This window comes from Pseudomonas sp. E102 (genome assembly GCF_052660185.1).
This window is the reverse complement of record NZ_CP084025.1, coordinates 2,546,019-2,568,075: the sequence shown is the minus strand read 5'-3', so window position 1 is coordinate 2,568,075 and position 22,057 is coordinate 2,546,019. Positions and strand designations below refer to the sequence as shown.

Annotated in this window: 20 protein-coding genes; 12 read left to right on the top strand and 8 right to left on the bottom strand. The window is 61.8% G+C overall.

Features of this window, described 5'->3' with window-relative positions:
- Positions 1-434 precede the first annotated feature (434 nt).
- Positions 435-1,562 (bottom strand): integrase, encoded by a 1,128-nt coding sequence (locus DOCECA_RS11395; RefSeq protein ID WP_445571996.1) that lies wholly within the window; start codon positions 1,560-1,562, stop codon positions 435-437.
- A gap of 669 nt (positions 1,563-2,231) precedes the next feature.
- Between DOCECA_RS11395 and DOCECA_RS11390 the strand changes: the two genes are divergently transcribed.
- Genes DOCECA_RS11390 through phnE form a run of 4 tightly spaced genes read left to right on the top strand, consistent with a single transcriptional unit; the run spans position 2,232 to position 5,462 of the window.
- The gene (locus tag DOCECA_RS11390; RefSeq protein WP_434564044.1) at positions 2,232-3,083 is read left to right on the top strand and encodes a putative selenate ABC transporter substrate-binding protein; all 852 of its coding nucleotides are present in this window, start codon (positions 2,232-2,234) and stop codon (positions 3,081-3,083) included.
- Positions 3,080-3,877 carry a phosphonate ABC transporter ATP-binding protein gene (locus DOCECA_RS11385; protein ID WP_434674833.1) on the top strand — a complete coding sequence of 266 codons (798 nt, stop codon included), beginning with the start codon at positions 3,080-3,082 and terminating at the stop codon, positions 3,875-3,877. Before DOCECA_RS11390 ends, DOCECA_RS11385 begins: the two co-directional genes overlap by 4 nt.
- Positions 3,871-4,698: a PhnE/PtxC family ABC transporter permease gene (locus DOCECA_RS11380; RefSeq protein WP_445571995.1), complete on the top strand. Its 828-nt coding sequence runs from the start codon at positions 3,871-3,873 to the stop codon at positions 4,696-4,698. The genes DOCECA_RS11385 and DOCECA_RS11380 overlap by 7 nt, the downstream gene beginning before the upstream one ends.
- A complete protein-coding gene (gene phnE, locus DOCECA_RS11375; RefSeq protein WP_445571994.1) occupies positions 4,695-5,462 on the top strand; it encodes a phosphonate ABC transporter, permease protein PhnE in 768 nt (255 codons plus the stop codon). Before DOCECA_RS11380 ends, phnE begins: the two co-directional genes overlap by 4 nt.
- Positions 5,463-5,474: 12 nt before the next feature.
- Here the strand turns inward: phnE and DOCECA_RS11370 are convergent, their stop codons facing one another.
- Complete coding sequence (locus DOCECA_RS11370) at positions 5,475-6,716, bottom strand: OprD family porin (protein ID WP_445571993.1); 1,242 nt, start codon at positions 6,714-6,716, stop codon at positions 5,475-5,477.
- Positions 6,717-7,046: 330 nt separating this feature from the next.
- Between DOCECA_RS11370 and DOCECA_RS11365 the strand changes: the two genes are divergently transcribed.
- The 8 genes from DOCECA_RS11365 (at position 7,047) to DOCECA_RS11330 (ending at position 15,195) form a co-directional block, all read left to right on the top strand.
- Positions 7,047-7,985: a LysR family transcriptional regulator gene (locus DOCECA_RS11365; protein WP_434564048.1), complete on the top strand. Its 939-nt coding sequence runs from the start codon at positions 7,047-7,049 to the stop codon at positions 7,983-7,985.
- A gap of 101 nt (positions 7,986-8,086) precedes the next feature.
- On the top strand, positions 8,087-8,890 hold the full coding sequence (locus DOCECA_RS11360) for a putative hydro-lyase (RefSeq protein ID WP_434647373.1): 804 nt from the start codon (positions 8,087-8,089) through the stop codon (positions 8,888-8,890).
- Between the two features lie 26 nt (positions 8,891-8,916).
- Positions 8,917-9,465 (top strand): hypothetical protein, encoded by a 549-nt coding sequence (locus tag DOCECA_RS11355; protein WP_445571992.1) that lies wholly within the window; start codon positions 8,917-8,919, stop codon positions 9,463-9,465.
- A gap of 46 nt (positions 9,466-9,511) precedes the next feature.
- Positions 9,512-10,453, top strand: a complete 942-nt coding sequence (locus DOCECA_RS11350; RefSeq protein ID WP_434564051.1) for a LysR family transcriptional regulator — start codon at positions 9,512-9,514, stop codon at positions 10,451-10,453.
- An 87-nt stretch (positions 10,454-10,540) separates the two neighbouring features.
- Complete coding sequence (locus tag DOCECA_RS11345; protein WP_445571991.1) at positions 10,541-11,944, top strand: UDP-glucose dehydrogenase family protein; 1,404 nt, start codon at positions 10,541-10,543, stop codon at positions 11,942-11,944.
- A 149-nt stretch (positions 11,945-12,093) separates the two neighbouring features.
- Positions 12,094-12,801 carry an HPP family protein gene (locus DOCECA_RS11340; protein ID WP_445571990.1) on the top strand — a complete coding sequence of 236 codons (708 nt, stop codon included), beginning with the start codon at positions 12,094-12,096 and terminating at the stop codon, positions 12,799-12,801.
- A 133-nt stretch (positions 12,802-12,934) separates the two neighbouring features.
- Positions 12,935-14,041: an enoyl-CoA hydratase/isomerase family protein gene (locus tag DOCECA_RS11335; RefSeq protein ID WP_445571989.1), complete on the top strand. Its 1,107-nt coding sequence runs from the start codon at positions 12,935-12,937 to the stop codon at positions 14,039-14,041.
- Positions 14,042-14,043: 2 nt separating this feature from the next.
- Entirely contained in the window at positions 14,044-15,195 is a 1,152-nt protein-coding gene (locus DOCECA_RS11330) for an acyl-CoA dehydrogenase family protein (RefSeq protein WP_445571988.1), read from the top strand.
- A 125-nt stretch (positions 15,196-15,320) separates the two neighbouring features.
- Here DOCECA_RS11330 and DOCECA_RS11325 read toward each other — a convergent pair whose 3' ends face one another.
- The 6 genes from DOCECA_RS11325 to DOCECA_RS11300 form a co-directional block, all read right to left on the bottom strand.
- Entirely contained in the window at positions 15,321-16,094 is a 774-nt protein-coding gene (locus tag DOCECA_RS11325) for an enoyl-CoA hydratase (protein ID WP_420763945.1), read from the bottom strand.
- Between the two features lie 14 nt (positions 16,095-16,108).
- Positions 16,109-17,236: an acyl-CoA dehydrogenase gene (locus tag DOCECA_RS11320; protein ID WP_445571987.1), complete on the bottom strand. Its 1,128-nt coding sequence runs from the start codon at positions 17,234-17,236 to the stop codon at positions 16,109-16,111.
- A gap of 9 nt (positions 17,237-17,245) precedes the next feature.
- On the bottom strand, positions 17,246-18,433 hold the full coding sequence (locus DOCECA_RS11315) for an acetyl-CoA C-acyltransferase (protein WP_434700795.1): 1,188 nt from the start codon (positions 18,431-18,433) through the stop codon (positions 17,246-17,248).
- A gap of 11 nt (positions 18,434-18,444) precedes the next feature.
- Entirely contained in the window at positions 18,445-19,206 is a 762-nt protein-coding gene (locus DOCECA_RS11310; RefSeq protein WP_434564055.1) for an SDR family NAD(P)-dependent oxidoreductase, read from the bottom strand.
- 16 nt (positions 19,207-19,222) lie between these two features.
- Positions 19,223-20,887 carry an AMP-binding protein gene (locus tag DOCECA_RS11305; RefSeq protein ID WP_434611460.1) on the bottom strand — a complete coding sequence of 555 codons (1,665 nt, stop codon included), beginning with the start codon at positions 20,885-20,887 and terminating at the stop codon, positions 19,223-19,225.
- Between the two features lie 153 nt (positions 20,888-21,040).
- Positions 21,041-22,057 carry an AraC family transcriptional regulator gene (locus DOCECA_RS11300; RefSeq protein WP_434647383.1) on the bottom strand — a complete coding sequence of 339 codons (1,017 nt, stop codon included), beginning with the start codon at positions 22,055-22,057 and terminating at the stop codon, positions 21,041-21,043.

Sequence of the window (22,057 nt, the reverse complement as noted above, 5' to 3'; positions counted from 1 at the left end):
ACCGAAAAGATCAGACAGACAGGCGTTGATCAACGTTTTGCGGTGAATGAGAGGCTGTGGGGCAGGAGGGCTTAGCCTGGGTCAGATGCACAAAAACCTGCCGGCGACTCGGCTGATTGAGGGGTGCTGCCGAGACTGCGGGCATCATGGGTTACGTAGTCGCCTCCTTGACTGCGATAGCAAGCGGAGCGCGCAGGCGTGAGGATGGAAGCCCGCCAGGGTCAAGACGCGCGCTCAGCGGGCGTCTTGATTCACGACAGCCGTGCTCGAAGAGCCACGCCCATGGCCGGTCGCCTGTACGCCAGGCTCGTGACTCAAAGCTAACTACTCGTGCGAGTGATGCACCACAGAGCCTCAAGTCCCGGGCGCAGCGCAGGTTGAATCCTTACATGAAGCGATTCGGCACAAAATGGGTGAGAGCGCTTGCACTAAAATCAGGGCTCAGACTTTTCAAGCGAAGACTTTGACAGCATGACCGCAGTCAGACGCCAGATGTCATCAGCCGCTTGGGTAATATTCGGGTTATCCGATGCCTTGGCTCGATCCGCGAGGCTCACCCGGATCGAGCACATCATGCGCCAGAGGCTTCTGAGGTCATGGCCGCTAGTCGAGTGCTCGTTAGGGAATAGATATGACGCAGGCAAAGGCTGCCCAGGATCAATATTCAGGTAAATCAGGTATCGATCAAACGCCTGGCCAAATGCCGACGGCAATCGGACTGGGCTGGCGGTCTTGGGATGGGGCTCCAACCATGTGCCGTGTCCATCTCGCGTGAACTGGTCGACGCGTCCTGGGTTTGATGAGCTCCCCAGCACTTGCCACAAGGGACGGACTGAATACCTCGCGATCAATAGGTACATCTGCAAGAGACGGCCGACATGCGGGCTTGTGGAGAGATCAGGGATGGTCTTGAGCATCCATTCAAGCACCTCATCGGAGATGGAGCCTCGGGCTTCTGGGCGCTTAAACACTAAGGATTTCGGCGTTTTCAATGCGACGTTTGCCCGGGAGACCTCAATGTCCTTAAGGTAGAAATCCATGAACTGCTTGACGCAGAGGATCTCGCGTTTCCACACGTTCCTGTCGATTTCTTCGGAAGAATCACCGTCAGAACTGGCACCACGGCTTCCTTGGAAAAGTGTCCAATTCGGGTTGATAGGCCAATCCCGGAAATCCATAGCTGCGCTGCCTAGGAATCGAGTTTGTTTGCTTGGAGCAACCCAGGCGCTAGTTGGGTTGAGGATGAAGGCCGCGTAATCCTCGAAATCGGCACGCGTCCAATCAAGCAAACAACGATCGCTCGCGAAGCTCCAGTTGAGCATCTTTTCCAAACCTTGGATGCAGGTGTTGTATTGCCGGTGGGGATTCAACGGGCTCCAGTTGTGGGCGATCCAGTTGATGAACCGGTCGGCGTACCAGGCACTAATGAACGGCTGGCTCTGAGTGTTGACTTCGCTCAGGCGTGCGGAGACCTGAAGGTTGCCGGGGAAACTGGTTGCACTTTTAGGGCGCCAGTGACTGTAAGGAGGAAAGATCGGGAATGGGATGAACGGCCGCGTCATTGGTGAACCCGCGCGCTAAGATCTCTGAGTGGTGTATCTACGTTTAGCAGACGTACCTGGTGCTAGCCAGTTTTCAGCGCGCCAGGTGTAGAAACGGATATTCGTGACAGGCAGACCTAAGGAAGGATGTGAGGATGGTAACGCAAGAGGCTGATTTTTCACCGTCCGGGGTTTTGTGCAAAACCGACCGGGGGTTAGTGGAAGTGGACAACAGGAAGGGAGCGGATACGTAAACATCGTGTTTAACATAATATACATTATGTGAACCTTCGTATGGAGTTACCTGGGGCGTGGGCAGACAGATTTGAAGCCACGATCGCCACCTCAGCACGTTCACACTGAGCATGAACGGTCACAGCGTCATGCAACCGGACAGCAACTGTAATGAGCTGCATTGCAAGGACTGCGGACTTGAACAGTCAGGATTTTCGACGACACATGACACGCACTGGTCGGCACATGGATCTGCTCGGTCCACAGTACGAGCCCCATCGGTCATGCTCGGCCTGCGTTATTCGCTCTGACGCAACAGGATGTAGCAAGCGACTATAGCCATTTACCTGATCACCGGAAACGATCAAAATCGCCCCCATTCGTCTACCCTCACAACGCGCCCGGCAAGAATGCCAGGTGATTGAACCTTTTTGCTTTCACGCACCGGAGATTTCCATGCTCAAGCGTTCCCTGGCTTTGGCCGTCGGTTTCACCCTGACCCTGAGTTCTGTCCTGGCGCAGGCCGCCGACACCCTGAAAGTCAGCGCGATTCCCGACGAAGCGCCGACCGAATTGCTGCGCAAGTTCAAGCCGCTGGGTGCTTATCTGGAGCAGCAGATCGGCATGAAGGTCGAGTTCGTACCGGTGAGCGACTACCCCGCGGTGGTCGAGGCATTGGCCACCGACCGCATCGACATGGCCTGGCTGGGCGGTTTTACTTTCGTCCAGGCTCGCCTGAAGACCGGCAACGCCATTCCATTGGTGCAACGTGAGCAGGACGCGCAGTTCACCAGTAAATTCATCAGTGCCGACCCGGCCGTCAAATCCCTGGCCGACCTGAAGGGCAAGAGCTTTGCCTTTGGCTCTGTTTCGTCTACCTCCGGCAGCCTGATGCCGCGTTACTTCATGCTCCAGGATGGCATCAAGCCGGAAACCTACTTCAGCCGCGTGGGCTACTCCGGTGCCCATGACGCGACGGCCGCGTGGGTCCAGGCCGGCAAGGTCGACGCCGGCGTGCTCAACGCCAGCGTCTGGGAAAAACTGGTGGCCGCCGGCAAGGTCGACACCAGCAAGGTCAAGGTCTTCGCCACCACCCCAGCGTATTTCGACTACAACTGGACGGTGCGCGGGACCCTCGACCCGGCGGTGGCCGCCAAGATCAAGGCCGCGTTCCTGGCGCTCGATCCGGCGAACCCAAAGGACAAGGAGATCCTTGATTTGCAAGCCGCCAGCCGCTTCATCGAAACCAAGCCCGAGAACTACAAGGGCATCGAAGAAGCCGCACGCGCCGCTGACCTGCTCAAATGACATTGCGTTTGACCCAGGCCAGCGTCATCCACGCCAACGGCGCCCAGGCGTTGCGCGGCGTGGACCTGCACCTGCGCGCAGGGGAACAGGTCGCGATCATCGGCCCGTCCGGCGCTGGCAAGTCGAGCCTGCTCAACGTCCTTGCCACCGCGCTGCGGCCAGGCAACGGTGAAGTAGAAGTGCTGGGCGAGCGGGCCTGGCAGCTGTCGGCGCGCCAGCGCCAACGCCTGCGTGCGCGCATTGGCTTGATTCATCAAGCGCCTCCCCTGCCCCCGCGCCAACGTGTGGTCACCGCAGTACTGGCTGGCAAGCTGGGACAATGGGGTATCGGTAAAAGCCTGCTGAACCTGTTCCATCCGCTGGACGTGCGCGGGGCTCGGGCAGCCTTGGCCCGTCTGGACCTGGGGGAAAAACTGTTCGTGCAATGCCAGCAATTGTCCGGCGGGCAGCTGCAACGCGTCGGCATCGCCCGCGTGCTTTACCAGGCGCCGGAGGTGTTGCTGGCGGATGAACCGGTATCGGCGATGGACCCGGTGCTCGCCGAGCACACGCTCTCGGTGCTCTGCCAGCATGCCCGGGAGCAGCAGGTCACCCTGGTGACCAGTCTGCATGCGGTGGACCTGGCACTTGCGCATTTTTCGCGAATCATTGGTTTGCGTGACGGCCAGATTCTCTTCGACTTGCCGACCGAAGCGGTTGATCGCAAGCAGCTCGATGCACTTTATGCCAATGAGCAACTGGAGTCGCTGTCGAGCCCACCGCCGCCGTCGAGCGTGCAGATTCCCCGATGCTGACGCGTGACGCTCGGGACCCCGCCGCCCTCCCTCGCCTGTTCCTTGGCCTGCTGGCCATTGCGCTGCTGTGGCCGGGTATCCATTTCAGCGAATTGGACCTGGGTGTGCTGCTGGCCAGCGATAGCCAAAGCGAGATGGGCCGGTTCGCCGCCGCGTTCTGGCCGCCGGCCCATGACGAAACGTTTGTCGAATTGCTGCTGCAAGCCACACTGCAGACGCTCGCCATCGCTACCGCCGGCATGACCTTGGCACTGCTGTTGGCGGTGCCCGCGAGCCTGGTCGCCAGCCGGGCGCTGTCGTTGTCCGCCGCGTACCGCGCAGGCAGGCCTGGCCTTTGGGGTCAGTGGCTGCGTTGGCCGGTCCGTGGCCTGCTCATCTTCCTGCGCAGCGTGCCGGAGATCGTCTGGGCGTTGCTCTTCGTCCGGGCCGTCGGTCTTGGCCCCACCGCCGGGGTATTGGCCATCGCCATCACCTACAGCGGCATGCTGGGCAAGGTCTACGCGGAAATCTTCGAGTCGGTTGACCAACGCCACGCACACGCGCTGATGCAAGCCGGAAGCGGTCGGCTCGCCGCCTTCTGCTACGGCATCTTGCCCAACGTCGCCGCCGAGCTGCTGTCGTACACCGTGTACCGCTGGGAATGCGCCATCCGCGCCTCGGTGGTGATGGGCTTCGTCGGCGCTGGTGGACTGGGCCAACAGATGGACCTGTCGTTGCGCATGTTCGCCGGCGGTGAAGTCGCCAGCCTGCTGCTGACTTTCCTGATATTGGTGCTGCTCGCCGACCAGCTCAGTCGCGTGCTGCGCTGGAGGTTGGCATGAGTCGCCTGCTCAACGCGCTGTTGCTGCTGTGCATCGGCGCGGCCGTGGTTGCCTCGTTCGTCTATCTGGGTATCGACCTGGACGCCCTTGGCGATCACTCGAATCTCAGGCAAATGGCCGCTTATGCCCAGCGTTTCCTGACCCCTGACCTGAGCCCGACCTACCTCAAGGCGATCGGCCATGGCGCGCTGGAAACCATCGCCATGTCCGCCCTTGGCACACTGCTCGCGGCAGTGCTGGGTTTGGCCTTGGCGCTGCCCGCCGCCGGGCGCCTTGGCTGGCCGTTGCAGAGCGTGTCGCGCCTGTTGTTGAACGCCTTGCGCGCGGTGCCGGAGCTGGTATGGGCCGCGCTGATGGTGCTTGCCGCCGGGCTTGGCCCCAACGCCGGTACGCTGGCGCTCGCCCTGCACACGGTCGGCGTGCTCGGTCGATTGTTTGCCGAAGCCTTGGAAAACACTCCGTCGCAACCCGCCGATGCCCTCCGCCTGCAAGGGGCCAGCGCCCTCTGGGCGTTCTGCTACGGCACGCTGCCCAACCTGATGCCGCAACTGTTGGCCTACACCTTGTACCGCTGGGAAAACAACATCCGCATGGCCAGCGTTCTAGGGTTCGTCGGCGCCGGCGGCCTGGGCCAGATGCTCTACGTCAGCCTCAGCCTGTTCCAGGAGGCGCAAGGCAGCACGGTGATCCTGGCGATGTTGCTGCTGGTCTTCACCGTCGATACGTTGAGTAGTTGGAGCCGTCAGCGATGGGTCAAGGCTTGACGGCCTGGGGACTCACCACAACGCCATCGTATAGCTGACGATCAAACGGTTCTCATCCAGGTCATTGCCGAAGTTCGAACGCACCGTTGCATTGCGCCATTTGAAACCCAGCCCTTTCAATGTGCCGTCCTGGATCACATAGGCAATGTCGGTGTTGCGCTCCCATTCCTGGCCCTCCCCTGGCGCGCTGCGTTGCACATTGTCGCCACTGATGTAGCGGGTCATGAATGTCAGGCCCGGCACACCGAGGGCGCCGAAGTTGTAGTCGTAGCGGGCTTGCCAGGAGCGTTCGTCGGTGTTGGCGAAGTCGCTGATCTGCACGAAGTTGACCAGATAGGGATCGCTGCGGGAGATGTAGGGGAACGGATCGTCGCCGTTCATGCGCTGATAGCCCAGCCCGAACCCGTGGCCAGCGAGGCTGTAGGTGAACAGTGCGCCGAACGCTTGGTTATCGATCCTGCGGAAACTGCCGTCCTCGGTGCTGCGCGAGTAACGCACGTCGCTTTTCAGTGACTGGCCATCGCCCAGGTCCAGGGTGTGGACGAAGCCGAGGTAGTTCTGCTGGTAGATATCCTCGAGCTTGCCGTAGCGGTACTGCGCCGTGAGATTGGGCAGAAGCTGATAGTCCGCCCCGGCGAACTGGAACCTGTCGCTGGTGCCGCCGATGCGATTGGCGGTCATGTCTTGATAGTCGGTGGAATCGACGAAATTGATCTGGGAGAGCTGCCCGGCGGTGAGCTTGAGGCGGTCAATTTCCTGCACGTTCAACAGCCCGCCCTTGAAGGTGCTCGGCAATAGGCGCGTGTCGTTGGAATTCACCACCGGGTCCTTGATCTGGAGCGTCCCGGCTTTCAGCGTGCTGTTGGACAAGCGCATTTTCGCGGTGAGGCCGACTTCGCCGTAGCGATCCTGGGAGCCGCCGGACAGGTCCGCCGGCAAAAGATTGGTACCCGCCGTGCCGCCGCCCGAGTCCAGCTTGATGCCGGCCATGGCCAAGGCGTCGAGACCAAAACCCACGGTGCCGGCCGTGTACCCCGACTCCAGGCGCAACAAGAACCCTTGCGCCCATTCCTCGGCCTTGTCCCGAGCGCCCTCCTGCCTGAAATCGCGGTTGAAGTAAAAATTGCGAGCTTCCAGGCTGGCCTTGCTGTCGCCAATGAAATCGGCGTGGGCCACCGGCGCGCCGATCAGGCCCAGGCCGAGCAAGGGACCAATGGGCGAACGGCTCCAGTGGGTATCGATGAAACAGGGCATGGCGTGCTCCTTTTTGTGAGCGCGAACGATCCCTTCGGGGACGGCGTACGCGCCTCGCTTATTATTTGGGGCAGTGCGGATACTGTGGCGAGTGAGCTTGCTCCCGCTGCGCCGGTCCGACGCCTCGGGCGCAGCGGCCCCATTCACGGTGAGCGCTGCGCGCTTGAGCGAGCAAGCTCCCTCGCCACGGGGCGGATTCTTCGCAGTGGCGCGATACAGCGTCAAACGGGAAAAACCCAGGCGCGTACATAAGAAAATTTGATGCGCGCCGAAGCCCTATCTGGAGTAACAATTGCAACGATAAGAACGATAAACGCCAAGAGAGCCACCATGAACCTCAAGTTCCTCGAAACCTTCGTCTGGGTCGCTCGCCTGCAAAGCTTCAGCCTGACCGCCGAAAAGATGTTCAGCACCCAGGCCGCGATTTCCAGCCGGATCGCCTCGTTGGAAGACGAGCTGGGCCTGCGCCTGTTCGTGCGTGATTCACGGGGCGTGTCATTGACCCCGGAAGGCACCAAGGTCCTTGAATATGCCGAGCGAATGCTCGACGTCCAGCGCGAGTTGAAGCAGTCCCTGGACAACAGCACCCCACAGCAAGGCCTGGTGCGCATCGGTGTGATGGACACGGTGATTCACACCTGGCTGAGCCCGTTGATGTCGATGCTGATGCAGGCGTTTCCCGCCGTGGAGATCGAAATCACCGCCGACGCGGCGCGAAATCTTTGTGAGCAGCTGCAAAAAGGTTACCTGGATATCGCCTTCCAGACCGACCTGGTCCGCCACGAAAGCGTGCGCAATCTCGAGCTGGGGCATTACCCGATGCACTGGATCGCCGCCAGCCAATCGATTTACGCCCGGCCCTACGCCTCGCTGGCGGAAATGGCGAGCGAGCGCATCATCACTTTCGTCAAGCATTCACGGCCTCACCAGGATGTGCTCAACCTGCTGTATGCCCATGGCGTCGGTACGCCGAGGGTCAGTTGCGTCAATTCGGTATCGGCGATGACGCGACTGATACGCGACGGTTTCGGCATTGGTGCGCTGCCCGCGGCGCTGGTGACCAAGCCGCTGGCCCGTGGCGAGTTGATCCAGCTGGAACCGGGCGCGCCCCTTCCCCAGCTCGATGTCGTCGCATCGTGGCGGGCCGGCGTGGGGCTCGAACTGATCGAAAGCATCGTGCACATGAGCCGCCAAGTGGTCTGCCAGTACGCCACGGACGTCGGACCGCAACGCATGGTCGCGGCACCGGGGCTGTCGACGGTCGAATAACTTTTACTTGTCAGGGGGTAGCAATTTTCCTTGTTGGACGCCATCGCCGGGATTTTCTAAAAAGGACTCACTCAGAAAAAGAACCCAACGGAGCCCCTGCGATGAGTCCATCAGCCCTGTCCCTCGAGCAACTGCAGCAGTGTTCACCGCAAGCCTTGCGCCAGAAAATCGCCGCCGGGCAATACCACGGCCATACCAGCGGCCTGGGCCAGGGTCGGGTCCAAGCCAATATTGTGATCCTGCCGGGAGACTGGGCCGACGAGTTCCTGCGCTACTGCACGCTCAACCGTCAGGCTTGTCCGGTGCTGGACGTGACGGAACCGGGTGACCCCTTCCTGCGCAACCTGGGCGCTCCCATCGACATCCGCCACGAGGTCCCAAGCTACCGGGTCTTTCACCACGGAGAGATAAGTGAGCAACCTTCGGACATCGAACACCTTTGGCGCGATGACCTGGTGACTTTCGCCCTCGGCTGTTCGTTTTCTTTCGAGCAACCGTTGCTTGAGGCCGGCATTCGGATGAGGCACATCGACCTGAGTCGCAACGTCGCCATGTTCCGCACCAACATCGACACACGCCCCACCGCGCGACTGTCGGGCAAAATGGTCGTGAGCATGCGCCCGATGAAAGCGGCGGCGGCGATCCAGGCGATCCAGATCACCGGGCGCATGCCCGGCGTCCATGGCGCCCCGGTACACATTGGCGATCCATCGCTGATCGGCATTGAGTCCCTGGAGACGCCGGACTACGGCGATGCGGTACCGGTCGAAAGCGATGAAATACCGGTATTCTGGGCCTGTGGCGTGACGCCGCAATCGGTGGTCCAGGCGTCGCGTCCGCCGCTGTGTATCACTCACGCGCCGGGTTGCATGCTGGTCACCGATCTATGGAACAGCGCATTGTGATGTATCGACCCGGAGACGGAGATTTGATGAACAGCCCGCGACGATCGATCGAGCAGTACATCCGCGCCAAGGACGGCAACCGCCCCCACCTGCTGGACCAGGCGTTTACCAATGACGCGACCCTGGACATGGTTGTTTGCACCGGATCCATTTCATTCCCCGATCATGTCGAAGGCCGTGGCGCCATCGGTGATGTGCTGGTGAGCCGTTTCAACCAGACCTTCGAGAACGTCTACACGTTTTGCCTGGACGCTCCTCCTGCGTCCAACGCCGAGACGCTACAGTGCCGTTGGATGGTCGCCATGGCGGACAAGCACAGCGGTGAAGTCCGGGTCGGGTGTGGCCGGTATGACTGGCGATTCAGGCCCCAATCGTGGTTGGCTGAGGGACTCACCATTACCATTTCACACATGAAAACCTTGCCTGCAGACGATCTATCGGTAGTCATGGCCTGGGTGTCGCGTTTGGCGTACCCGTGGTGCAGCGTTGATGACGCCATGGATGCGGTGCCGGATTCAAGCGCGCTCAAAGACGTGATCCAATACCTGTCAGTCAGGCGTGATCGAACGGTTTGATCTCCCTTGGATTTCCCTGCCTCTTCGTTTCAAGGAGCTGCCCGACATGAATATCAAGTTCCTGGAAACCTTCGTCTGGGTCGCCCGCTTGAAAAGCTTCCGGCTGACGGCGGAAAAGCTCTTCACCACCCAGGCGTCGATTTCCAGCCGTATTGCGGCCCTTGAAGATGAAATGGGCGTGCGCTTGTTCGTCCGCGATCCCAAGGGCGTGTCGCTGACATCCGAAGGCCTGCGGGTGCTCGAATATGCCGAGCGCATCATGGAAACCATGCAAAGCATGAAGGCGGTGATCAAGGATCCCCGTCAGGTGCGCGGTCGGATCCGCATCGGCGCGATGGACACGGTGATCCATACCTGGCTCAGCCCGTTGGTGACACGGCTGATGGAATGCTACCCGGCCCTGGAAATCGAGTTGTCGGCCGATACCGCGAGCAACCTGTGCTCGCAGCTGGAAAAAGGCTATCAGGACATCATCTTCCAAACCGACATCCTGCGCCTGGACAGCGTGCGCAATACGCTTTTGACCCGTTATCCGATGCATTGGGTGGTGCGCACCGGCTCCGCCTATGACCGCGATTATGCTTCGCTGGAAGAATTATCCCAGGAGCGCATCGTGACCTTTTCGCGCAACTCGCGTCCGCACCAGGACATCCTCAATTTGCTGCACTCGGCCAATATCGTCTCGCCGCGCATCAATTGTGTGAATTCGGCGTCGGCCATCACGCGGCTGGTGCGCGACGGCTTTGGCATAGGCGCCATGCCCGCGGCGCTGGTTCAAGGCGAACTGGCCCAGGGCACGTTGAGGCTGGTGGATGGCGTGCCGCTGCCCTCGGTGATGGACGTGGTCGCCAGCTGGCGCACCGGCGCGGGCATGGAACGGGTCGAAGACATCGTCACCCAGACCCGGGAGGTGGTTGAAGAATTCAGCGCGCAACTGCCTGCCCAATACCGGCTGGCGGCGGACCCTGCCCCGGCAGGCTGTCAGTGAACTGCAACATCCCCGCCCTATCCTGAAACGAGCGCACCGCGGTGTACCGCTGGGTGCGGCGGCTCGGGATGGTCCAGGGAGTTCGCCATGAAGATCAGCGTGTTCGGCAGTGGTTACGTTGGATTGGTGCAAGCCGTCGTGTTGGCCGAGGTCGGTCATGACGTGGTTTGCATGGACATCGACGAGCAAAAGATCGAGAACCTGCGCCAGGGCCAGGTGAGTATTTTCGAACCCGGCCTGGCGACGCTGGTACGCGAGGGGCTCGATGCCGGGCGCCTGCGTTTTACCAGCGACGAACAAATGGCCGTCCGGCATGGGCAGGTCGTGTTCATCGCCGTCGGCACGCCGTCCAGGGAAGACGGCTCGGCGGACTTACGCCAAGTCCTCGCCGTCGCTGAAGCCGTTGCCCGCTACGGCGAACAGCCGCTGGTGGTGGTGGAAAAGTCCACCGTGCCGGTGGGCACTGGCGATATCCTGCGCGCCCACATCGATAAGTGCCTGCTCAAGGCCGGGCGCCTGCTGCAATTCGATGTCGTGTCCAATCCCGAATTTCTCAAGGAGGGCTCCGCGGTCTCCGATTGCCGGCGTCCCGATCGCATCGTGATCGGCTGTGAGCGCGAGGAAGTTCGGGAAACCATGCGCGAGCTGTATGCGCCATTCAACCGCAACCACGACCGGATCCTGTTCATGGACGTGCGCAGCGCCGAGCTCACCAAATACGCGGCCAACGGCATGCTGGCGACCAAGATCAGCTTCATCAACCAGATCGCCGAACTGGCCGAACACCTTGGTGCCGACATCGAGTCGGTGCGCCAGGGCATAGGGGCCGACTCGCGCATCGGCTATCACTTCATTTATCCCGGTTGCGGCTACGGCGGTTCGTGCTTCCCCAAAGACATGCGGGCCTTGATCCATACAGCGCAGCAAGCCCATTGCGCCAGTGACCTGCTGCAGGCGGTGGAGTCCATCAATCTGCGGCAGAAACACAAACTGTTCGAACGCATCAATGCTTACTACCAGGGCGACTTGCACGGCAAGACCTTTGCCCTGTGGGGCCTGGCCTTCAAGCCCAACACCGACGACATGCGCGACGCCCCCAGTCGCATGCTCCTGGAAGCGTTGTGGGCGGCTGGGGCCAACGTCCGCGCGTTTGACCCCGAAGCAATGCAACAGACCCAGCTGCTCTACCCCAACGAGCCGAAACTGATGCTGATGGGAACGCCAGAGTCAGTCCTGGCCGGCGCCGATGCGTTGATCATCTGCACCGAATGGCAGTCGTTCAAGGCCCCCGATTTCCAGCTGATCCGGCAGCGCCTGAACGCACCGGTGATTTTTGATGGGCGAAACCTCTATGAACCGGAACGCATGGCGGACAGAGGTTTCGTCTATTTCCCGATGGGCCGCGGACAGTCATGCAGCTTGCCCATTGCCCATTGCCCACCAGCCTTGGTTACAAGCCAGAAGCGCTTGATCAAACTGCAAAATAAATGAACTCAACCAGCATTAATATGAATTTGTAAGCAAGAGAGCCGAGCGGCACACTGTGCTCCGTTCCTCCCCCAAATGTTGGAACAGTTAAAGGGCTTTCTGGGATTCTCCCGTAAGCCCCTTTTTTTGTTGGCTTTTTGGATCTCCGCTTAATGTTTTTTCGCTGGTTCCCCGCTGCTATCAATACCCGTCCCACCGAATGGAGCCGTGCCGCGATCGGCATGGCTTTAGGAACAATGTTCAGTGTCTGGCTCTGCGGCCAGGTGTTTGGCCTCGAAGTGGCGCAACACCTGATCGGCCCTCTCGGGGCCTCGGCGGTATTGCTGTTCGCCGTGTCGTCGGGCGCCCTGGCCCAGCCTTGGTCGATTTTTGGCGGTTACCTCTGTGCTTCAGTCGTGGCGTTGCTGGTCGCCCATGTGCTCGGCCGAACACTGGGCAGCGCTTGCCTGGCGGCGGGCATGGCGCTGGTTCTGATGTGCTGGCTGCGTTGCCTGCACCCGCCGGCGGGGGCCTTGGCGGCCACGCTGGTGCTGGCGGATCATTCGATCATTGCCCTGGATTGGCAGGCGCTTGGCGCTTCGATGCTGGCCGGCTCCGGTCTGCTCGCCTTCGCATTGGCCTACAACAACCTGACGCGCGTACGCTACCCCAAGCGCGCCAGCGAGCCGGTCGCCGCCATTCCGGCCGCCCACCCGCCCGTGGATCGCCAGGCCATCACCGCCGAAGACTTGAAGCTTGCGCTCGAGGAAATGGAAGCATTCTTCGACGTAACTCCCGAGGATCTCGAACAATTGATCCACGCCAGCGAGCGCCATGCCAAGCGCCGCAGCATCACGGAGGTGCTGTCGGGTCGCGGTTGAGCCTGTGGCTGCTATAAATATGCAGACAGGACCTGCACGTATCCCGGTTGTGCAATGCAAATTTGCACTGTTACGATCCCAACCGGGTACGCGCGACATTATTTATAAAGACAATAAAAGCAGGGAGTTAGCGATGACAGCTCAGGTTTCATCCCAAGCTGCGGACGGCGTCGAGACCGCGCCATACGAGGTGCTGTTCGAAGTCCGCAACCACATTGGCCACTTGACCCTGAACCGCCCCGCCGGCCTCAATGCCCTTACCTTGGGCATGGTGCGCAGCATTCAACAGCAACTCGATGCCTGGGCGCAGGATGCGCAGATTCGCGCGGTGGTCCTTCGCGGTGCCGGCGACAAGGCGTTCTGTGCCGGCGGTGATATCCGCTCGCTGTACGACAGCCACAAGCAGGGCGATACCCTGCATGAAGACTTCTTCGTCGAGGAATACGCCCTCGACTTGACCATCCACCACTATCGCAAGCCCATTCTGGCCCTGTTGGACGGTTTCGTGCTGGGCGGCGGCATGGGCCTGGCGCAAGGCGCCGACCTGCGGGTAGTGACCGAGCGCACTCGCCTGGGCATGCCTGAAGTGTCCATCGGTTATTTCCCGGACGTGGGCGGCAGTTATTTCCTGCCGCGCATTCCCGGTGAGCTGGGGATCTACCTGGGCGTCAGTGGTGTGCACATCCGCGCCGCCGACGCGTTGTACTGTGGGCTCGCCGACTGGTACCTCGATAGCCGCAAGCTTGCCCAGCTCGATGAGCGTCTCGATCGACTGGAGTGGCGCGATACCCCACTCAAGGACTTGCAAAGCCTGCTGGCAAAAATGGCGGTTCAACAGCTACCTGCCCCGCCCCTCGCCGATTTGCGGTCCGTCATCGACCATTTCTTTGCTCTGCCCGATGTGCCGAGCATGGTCGAGCAGTTGCGTCAGGTCACGGTTGCCAACAGCCATGATTGGGCGATGGAAACCGCCAATCTGCTGGAAACCCGCTCGCCATTGGCCATGGCGGTGACCCTGGAAATGTTGCGTCGCGGCCGTCATTTGAGCCTGGAAGACTGTTTCGCCCTCGAGCTGCACCTGGACCGCCAATGGTTCGAGCGCGGTGACCTGATCGAAGGCGTACGCGCCTTGCTGATCGATAAAGACAAGCGCCCGCGCTGGAACCCGCCGACCCTGGAGGCGCTGGACGCCTCGGTCGTGGCGAGTTTCTTCGACGGCCTCGACTACCACGGGAATTGATCATGCAAGACCTGGAGCTGACCGAAGAACAAGTGATGATCCGCGACATGGCCCGTGCCTTCGCCCGCGGTGAAATCGCGCCCCACGCTCAGGCCTGGGAGAAAGCCGGATGGATCGACGACGGCCTGGTGGCGAAGATGGGCGAGTTGGGCCTGCTGGGCATGGTCGTGCCGGAGGAATGGGGCGGCACCTATGTCGATTACGTGGCCTACGCCCTCGCCGTGGAAGAAATCTCCGCTGGCGACGGTGCCACGGGCGCATTGATGAGCATTCATAACTCAGTGGGTTGCGGGCCGGTCCTCAATTTCGGCACCGATGAGCAGAAGCAGACGTGGCTGGCGGATCTTGCCAGCGGCCAGGCGATTGGCTGCTTTTGCCTGACCGAACCCCAGGCCGGCTCCGAAGCCCACAACCTGCGCACCCGCGCCGAGCTGCGGGACGGCCAATGGGTGATCAACGGCGCGAAGCAGTTCGTCAGCAATGGCAAACGGGCGAAGCTGGCGATCGTCTTCGCTGTGACCGACCCGGACCTGGGCAAGAAAGGCATCTCGGCGTTCCTGGTGCCGACCGATACCCCGGGCTTCAACGTCGATCGCTCCGAACACAAAATGGGCATTCGCGCTTCCGACACCTGCGCGGTGACATTGAGCAACTGCACCGTGCCCGAGGCCAATCTGCTGGGTGCCCGAGGCAAAGGCCTGGCCATTGCGCTCTCCAACCTCGAAGGCGGTCGCATCGGCATTGCCGCCCAGGCACTAGGCATCGCCCGCGCAGCGTTCGAAGCGGCCCTGGCCTATTCCCGCGATCGTGTGCAGTTCGACAAGCCGATCATAGAGCACCAGAGCATCGCCAACCTGCTGGCCGACATGCACACCCGCCTGAACGCCGCCCGCCTGCTGATCCTCCACGCCGCGCGCCTGCGCAGCGCTGGTAAACCGTGCTTGTCGGAAGCGTCGCAAGCCAAGCTATTTGCTTCGGAGATGGCCGAGAAAGTTTGCTCGTCGGCGATACAGATCCATGGGGGGTACGGGTATCTGGAGGATTATCCGGTGGAGCGCTACTACCGGGATGCGCGGATTACCCAGATCTACGAAGGATCTAGCGAAATACAACGCATGGTCATTGCCCGCGAACTCAAGCACTACCTGGCGTAACGGCGGGAAAAACATGGCGAGCTAGCTCGCTCCCACAGGGTTTGGAGGCGTACGCAATGGCGCGTACACCTCAGATCCACTGTGGGGGCGAGCTAGCTCGCGATGGGGTCAGTCGGAACGCCGCCTTACTTGTCCTGGAACGCCGCCGCCCGCTTGGCCACGAACGCCGCCATGCCTTCCTTCTGGTCCTGTGTCGCAAACGCGGCGTGGAATACCCGCCGCTCGAAACGCACGCCTTCGGACAGGCTGACTTCAAAAGCGCGGTTGACGCTTTCCTTGATCATCATGCTGATAGGCACGGACTTGGAGGCGATCAGTGCCGCCGTCTTCATTGCATCGTCCAGCAGCTCATCAGCCGGCACGATCCGCGCAACGATGCCGCAACGCTCGGCCTCGACCGCATCGATAAAACGCCCTGTGAGGCACATTTCCATAGCCTTGGCCTTGCCCACGGCGCGGGTCAGACGCTGGGTGCCGCCCATGCCCGGCAGCACGCCGAGGTTGATTTCCGGCTGGCCGAACTTGGCGTTGTCACCCGCCAGGATGAAGTCGCACATCAACGCCAACTCACACCCGCCGCCCAAGGCAAAACCGTTCACCGCCGCAATGATCGGCTTTCGGCGATTGGCAACGCGGTCGCTGTCGCTGAACAGATCGTCCAAATAGATTTGCGGGTACGTCAGCTCGGCCATCTCTTTGATGTCGGCGCCAGCGGCGAAGGCTTTTTTCGAGCCGGTCAGCACGATGCAACCGATCTGCGGGTCCGCCTCCAGGCTGTCCAGCGCCTGGTTCAGCTCGCTGACAATCTGCGCATTGAGCGCATTCAGCGCCTGAGGACGGTTTAGCGTGATCAGGCCGACGCGGTCCTTGATCTCCAACAAAATCGTTTCGTAATTCATGCAGGATTCCTTGTTCAAAGATTGCGCGAAATGACCATGCGCTGGATATCGCTGGTGCCTTCGTAAATCTGGCAGACCCGCACGTCGCGGTAGATGCGCTCCAGCGGGAAATCGTTGAGGTAACCGTAGCCGCCCAGGGTTTGCAGCGCCATGGAGCAGACCTTCTCGGCCATTTCCGAGGCGAACAGTTTGGCCATGGATGCTTCCACCAGCGCCGGCTGGCCGCCATCGCGCAGGGCTGCGGCATGATGAACCATCTGCCGTGCCACGGCGATCTGAGTCGCCATGTCGGCCAGGCGGAACGCCACGGCCTGATGTTCGATAATCGGTTTGCCGAAACTCTGGCGCTCACGGGCATAGTCGCGCGCCGCTTCGAATGCCGCGCGTGCCATGCCCACCGACTGCGCGGCAATGCCGACCCGCCCGCCTTCCAGGTTCGCCAGGGCGATCTTGTAGCCCTCGCCCTCTTCTCCCAGGCGATTGGCCGCGGGCACCTTCAGGTCCTCGAAGAGGATCTGGCAAGTGTCGGAGGCGTGCTGGCCGAGTTTGTCTTCGACCCGCGCCACGCTGTAGCCCGGCGAGTCGGTGGGCACGATGAAAGCACTGATACCGCGCTTGCCGGCGCTGGGATCGGTGACCGCAAACACGATGACCACCCCAGCGTTCTGCCCGGACGTGATGAACTGCTTGCTGCCGTTGAGCACGTAATGGTCGCCCTCCAACCGCGCCCGGGTCTTCAAGCTGCTGGCGTCGGAACCGGCCTGAGGCTCGGTCAGGGCAAAGGCGCCGAGCATCGTGCCGCTGGCCAGGGGTGTGAGGAACCTGGCTTTCTGCTCGTCAGTGCCGAATTTCAGGATCGGCACGCAACCCACCGAGTTGTGCACACTCATGATGGTCGAGCACGCGCCGTCGCCGGCGGCGATTTCTTCCAGCGTCATCGCGTAGGCCAGGTAACCGGTGTCGCAGCCGCCCCACTGTTCCGGCACCAACATGCCGAAAAAGCCCAGCTCGGCCATTTCACCAATGGCCTCCTTGGGAAAACGATGCTCGCGGTCCCATTCAGCCGAGAACGGTTTCAAACGCTCCTGGGCGAATTGCCGAGCCATGTCGCGGATTTGTGTCTGTTCTTCAGTCGGGAGCATGGCAGTTCCTTAGTACAGGCATTCGACGGCCATGGCCGTGGCTTCGCCGCCGCCGATGCAGATGGCCGCGACGCCGCGCTTGAGGCTCTTCTGGCGCAGGGCCGACAACAAGGTCACCAGGATCCGTGCGCCGGATGCACCGATCGGATGGCCCAGGGCGCAGGCGCCCCCATGGACGTTGACCTTGTCATGGGGGATTTCCAGCTTGTCCATCGTTACCACGCCCACCACGGCAAAAGCTTCGTTGACTTCGAACAGATCAACCTCGCCCAGCGACCAGCCAGTCTTGCCCATCAGCTTCTTGACCGCGCCAATCGGCGCCGTGGGAAACAGGCCCGGGGCGTCGGCAAAGGCCGCATGGCCATGGATGACCGCCAGCGGTTTGAGGCCGCGCTGTTGCGCCTGGCTCTGGCGCATCATCACCAGGGCTGCGGCGCCATCGGAAATCGAGCTGGAGTTGGCCGCCGTCACGCTACCGCCTTCGCGGAACGCCGGTTTGAGCGTGGGGATCTTGTCGATGCGTGCCTTGGGCGGTTGCTCGTCGTGGCGAACGGTGACCTGTTCCTTGCCGACCATGACCTGCAACGGCACTATTTCGGCATCGAAACTGCCATCCTCGATTGCCTGTTGCGCGCGGGTGGTGGACGCGATGGCGAAGGCATCCTGGGCCTCACGGCTGTAGCCGTTGGCCTCGGCGCAGTCTTCGGCAAAGGTGCCCATCAGGCGCCCCTTGTCGTAGGCGTCTTCGAGGCCGTCGAGGAACATGTGGTCCAGCACCTTGCCGTGGCCCATGCGCAAGCCGGCGCGAGCACGGTCCAGCAGGTACGGGGCGTTGGACATGCTTTCCATGCCGCCCGCCACCACGACGTCGGCGCTGCCGGCGACGAGCATGTCATGGGCGAGGATCGCTGCTTCCATGCCCGAACCGCACATCTTGTTGAGTGTGGTGCAACGGGTCGATTTGTCGAGCCCGGCGCCGAGGGCTGCCTGCCGTGCCGGCGCCTGGCCTTGGCCTGCGGCGAGCACACACCCGAACAACACTTCTTCAACCGTGTCCGGTGCGATGCCGGCACGCTCCACGGCAGCCTTGATGGCGGCGGAACCCAGCTGCGGCGCGGTCAGACTTTTGAGTTCGCCCTGGAAGCCGCCCATCGGGGTGCGGACAGCGCTGACGATGACAATTGGATCATGGGACATGACAAATCCTCCTATTTGGCGGCCATGCGCAAGGCGCCGTCGAGACGGATCACCTCGCCGTTGAGCATGCTGTTTTCAATGATATGCCGGACCAGCGCCGCGTACTCGGCGGGTTTGCCCAGGCGCGGCGGGAACGGCACGCCGGCGGCCAGGGAGTCGCGCACTTCCGGGGTCATGCCGGCCATCATCGGGGTTTCGAAAATGCCCGGCGCGATGGTCATCACACGGATGCCGAAGCGTGCCAGCTCACGGGCGGCCGGCAGGGTCAGGCTGGCGATTGCGCCCTTGGATGCGGCATAGGCTGCCTGGCCGATCTGGCCGTCGAAGGCCGCCACCGACGCGGTATTGATGATCACACCGCGCTCGCCGTCGGCGTTGGCTTCGGTTTCGGCAATGGCCGCAGCGGCCAGGCGCAACAGGTTGAAACTGCCGATCAGGTTGACGTTGATCACCTGGCTGAAACTGGCGAGGGCGTGAGGACCGTTCTTGCCGAGGATCTTCTCGCCGCGCACGATCCCTGCACAGTTGACCAAGCCGTTGAGGCCACCAAACGCATCGACCGTGGCCTTGACCGCCGCTTCGGCGGCTGCTTCGTTGCTGATGTCCGCGACCACGCTCTGGCAGCCAAGCTTTTGCGCCTGGGCGGCCACGGCGTCGGCGTTGAGGTCCAGCAGCATCACCTTGGCGCCGGCCTTGACCAGCATTTCACCGGTGGCCGCGCCGAGGCCGGAAGCGCCACCGCTGACGAGGAATATCTTGTTGTCGATCTGCATCATGGTTTCCTTGGATTCAAGCTGAAACGTTCTTCGCCGCAGTCTCTTGAGCTTTGGCGATTTCCTGGTTGCGCAAGATAAAGCGCTGCAATTTGCCGCTTGGGGTTTTCGGCAAGTCGCTGACAAATTCGATCTCTCGCGGATACGCATGGGCAGCGAGGCGCTTGCGCACGTGCAGCCGCAGTTCTTCGGCCAGCTCTGGCGCGGCGCGGTACTGGGCGCTGAGCACCACAAAGGCTTTGACCAGCTCGGTACGTTCCGGATCGGGCTTGCCGACCACGGCAGCTTCGACCACCGCCGGATGCTCGATCAACGCGCTTTCCACATCGAACGGGCCAACGCGATAGCCGGACGTGGTGATCACGTCATCGCTGCGCCCGACGAAGCTGATGCTGCCGTCCGGATTGAACTCGACGGTGTCGCCACTCAGGTAATAATCGCCGACGAAGGCCTTGGTCGGCCCGCCCTGGTAGCCGGCGAACCAACACATGGGTGACTGGCTACGGTCGACCGCAAGAATGCCCGGTTGGCCGACGCCCAACTCCTGATGGCTTTCATCCAGCACCACGATGCGATGGCCCGGCGAGGCAAAACCCGCGGCGCCCTGGTGCACCGGATGCTTGAGGCCGTGGTGATTGCACAGCACCATGCCCAGTTCAGTCTGGCCGTAATGGTCGTGGATCACCACGTCCAGGTTGTCGGCGAACCAGCGGATCACTTCCGGATTCAGCGGCTCGCCGGCGCTGCTGACGATGCGCAGCTTGCCTTTGATTGAGCGGGCGAACTGCTCGCCGCCAGCGATCAGCAGGCGATAGGCCGTTGGCGAGCCCGCGAGGTTGGTGATGCCGTATTTATTGATGACCCGGCAGGTGCTGTCCAGGGTGAACGGGCCGTCGTAGAACGTGATCGGATGCCCCATCGCCAAAGGCCCGGTCACGCCAAAATAGATGCCGTAGGCCCAGCCGGGATCGGCAACGTTCCAGAACGCGTCTTCGGGGCGCAGGTCCACGGCGTCGCGCATGTAGCTCTGGAACGCCACGATCGCCTTGAGCGGCACCGACAACGCCTTGGCCGGGCCGGTGGTGCCAGAGGTGAACATCAGCAGGAAGGGGTCTTCGCCAGTCAGCATCAGGGGTTCGCACTGGTTGGGCTGATTGGCGACTTCGGCCCAGAAGCTGAAATCGCCACGAACGATGCCCTCGCCCTTTTTCCCGCCGACCGTGACGACGATGGGGCAATCGGCAACCTCAGTGAGTTTTGGACGGTTGACGGCGTCAGTGACCACAACCCGTGCCCCGGAGCTGCCGAGGCGGTGTTCGATGGCTTTCGGGCCGAACGCGGTGAACAGCGGCTGGTACACCGCGCCGATGCGCCAGGTGGCGAGCACCACGATCAGTAATTCGGCAGTGCGCGGCAACAGGCCGGCCACCCTGTCACCCTTGCCGACGCCCTGGGCGCGCAGGAAATTGGCGAAGCGCGCCGCGTTGTCCTGCAGGTCACGGTAAGTCCAGGTCGCGTCACTGCCGTCACGGCCCTCCCAAAACAAGGCGATGCGCCCCGGCAAGGTGTGCCTGTCGCAGCATTCGACGCAGGCATTGAGCGCTTCGAGCGAGCCGTGCAACGAGGCATTGACGGTGTTCAGGTAATCGAACTGCGACGTGGCGGACGAATAATCGCGCATGACCAGAATCCCTCTGTACTTTTTATTGGTGGGGGGAACCGTGAATAGCAGGGAAATACTCGCGCCGAAGAGGCGGCGCGGCAATGGTCAAAGCCTTCAAGTTGCTTGACTGGTTTGGCCATGGACCAAAGTAGGCGTTGGCTGTGCGGGCCGTCAGCCCGCCTCGTTGAGAATCAAGCTGCGATAGTGCCCAGGATTGGACCCGGACCACTTGCGAAACGCCTTGTAGAACGAGCTGGCGTCGGCGAACCCCAGGCGCGAGGCGATTTCCACGAAACTGATGGAAGGTTCGGCCAGCCAGGCAATGGCCAGTTCCTTGCGGACGCCGTCCTTGAGGCCCTGGTAGGTTTGCCCCTCCTCTGCCAGGCGTCGGCGCAGGGTCGAGGCGGAAACGCATAACCGCTGGGCCAGGGCCTCGGTTTCCGGCCACTGCTCGGCGGGCAGCTGGCGCAGGTCATGGCGGATGCGGCTGGAGAGGCTTTGCGGGTCGCGGTACTTGACCAGGATATTCGCCGGTGCCTGGGCCAGGAAGCGCTTGAGCTCCTCGGGACTGCGGCGGATGGGCAGGTCCAGGCAGTCGGCGGAAAAGATCATCCGCGTACGGGGCCGGTCGAAGCGCAGGTTCTGGGAGAACATGACGCGGTAATCATCACAGAAGTCGGGCTGCGGGCACCGCAACTCGATGGACAGGATCGGAATGCGTCGCCCGGCCAGCCAGCAGGCCACGCCATGGACGATCATCCAATAGGTGAAATACGTGAAGGCCCGGCGCGGTGTCTGGTCTTCTTCGAGCAGGACAATTTCCGCCAGGCTTTGTTGGCGAGCCCATTGCGCCGGCAGGTGTTCGAGCATCAGCGAAAGGAACCCCAGCCCCGCCGTCAGCCCGGACGCCAATGTCGGCTGGGCCATGGCGCAGCGGCACAGAAAGGCCAGGCTGCCGGACTTGAGCTTGCGCGGGTCCATACCGAAAAATTCATCATCCAGGCGCCTCGCCAGCAGGCGCCAAAGCTGCGCATAGGCATGGGCCGGGACCCGCGCCTGGGCATCGCCGAGCAACGCCGGGTCGATGCCGACTTTGCGCAGCACCTCGTCGGTCGCAGCGCCAGGGGCACAGCTTTGCAGCAGTGCTTCGCGCACCAACTGGACCGAGATGGTGTCTTTTTCCGACAT

Excerpts from the sequence above, each read along its gene's own strand:
- DOCECA_RS11320 (WP_445571987.1), bottom strand. The coding sequence starts at position 17,236 with ATGCTCCCGACTGAAGAACAGACACAAATCCGCGACATGGCTCGGCAA.
- DOCECA_RS11360 (WP_434647373.1), top strand. The coding sequence starts at position 8,087 with ATGAGTCCATCAGCCCTGTCCCTCGAGCAACTGCAGCAGTGTTCACCG.
- DOCECA_RS11305 (WP_434611460.1), bottom strand. The coding sequence starts at position 20,887 with ATGCGCGATTATTCGTCCGCCACGTCGCAGTTCGATTACCTGAACACC.
- DOCECA_RS11365 (WP_434564048.1), top strand. The coding sequence starts at position 7,047 with ATGAACCTCAAGTTCCTCGAAACCTTCGTCTGGGTCGCTCGCCTGCAA.
- DOCECA_RS11325 (WP_420763945.1), bottom strand. The coding sequence starts at position 16,094 with ATGAATTACGAAACGATTTTGTTGGAGATCAAGGACCGCGTCGGCCTG.
- DOCECA_RS11340 (WP_445571990.1), top strand. The coding sequence starts at position 12,094 with ATGTTTTTTCGCTGGTTCCCCGCTGCTATCAATACCCGTCCCACCGAA.
- DOCECA_RS11385 (WP_434674833.1), top strand. The coding sequence starts at position 3,080 with ATGACATTGCGTTTGACCCAGGCCAGCGTCATCCACGCCAACGGCGCC.
- DOCECA_RS11330 (WP_445571988.1), top strand. The coding sequence starts at position 14,044 with ATGCAAGACCTGGAGCTGACCGAAGAACAAGTGATGATCCGCGACATG.
- DOCECA_RS11350 (WP_434564051.1), top strand. The coding sequence starts at position 9,512 with ATGAATATCAAGTTCCTGGAAACCTTCGTCTGGGTCGCCCGCTTGAAA.
- DOCECA_RS11345 (WP_445571991.1), top strand. The coding sequence starts at position 10,541 with ATGAAGATCAGCGTGTTCGGCAGTGGTTACGTTGGATTGGTGCAAGCC.
- phnE (WP_445571994.1), top strand. The coding sequence starts at position 4,695 with ATGAGTCGCCTGCTCAACGCGCTGTTGCTGCTGTGCATCGGCGCGGCC.
- DOCECA_RS11390 (WP_434564044.1), top strand. The coding sequence starts at position 2,232 with ATGCTCAAGCGTTCCCTGGCTTTGGCCGTCGGTTTCACCCTGACCCTG.
- DOCECA_RS11335 (WP_445571989.1), top strand. The coding sequence starts at position 12,935 with ATGACAGCTCAGGTTTCATCCCAAGCTGCGGACGGCGTCGAGACCGCG.
- DOCECA_RS11355 (WP_445571992.1), top strand. The coding sequence starts at position 8,917 with ATGAACAGCCCGCGACGATCGATCGAGCAGTACATCCGCGCCAAGGAC.
- DOCECA_RS11370 (WP_445571993.1), bottom strand. The coding sequence starts at position 6,716 with ATGCCCTGTTTCATCGATACCCACTGGAGCCGTTCGCCCATTGGTCCC.
- DOCECA_RS11310 (WP_434564055.1), bottom strand. The coding sequence starts at position 19,206 with ATGCAGATCGACAACAAGATATTCCTCGTCAGCGGTGGCGCTTCCGGC.
- DOCECA_RS11380 (WP_445571995.1), top strand. The coding sequence starts at position 3,871 with ATGCTGACGCGTGACGCTCGGGACCCCGCCGCCCTCCCTCGCCTGTTC.
- DOCECA_RS11395 (WP_445571996.1), bottom strand. The coding sequence starts at position 1,562 with ATGACGCGGCCGTTCATCCCATTCCCGATCTTTCCTCCTTACAGTCAC.
- DOCECA_RS11300 (WP_434647383.1), bottom strand. The coding sequence starts at position 22,057 with ATGTCGGAAAAAGACACCATCTCGGTCCAGTTGGTGCGCGAAGCACTG.
- DOCECA_RS11315 (WP_434700795.1), bottom strand. The coding sequence starts at position 18,433 with ATGTCCCATGATCCAATTGTCATCGTCAGCGCTGTCCGCACCCCGATG.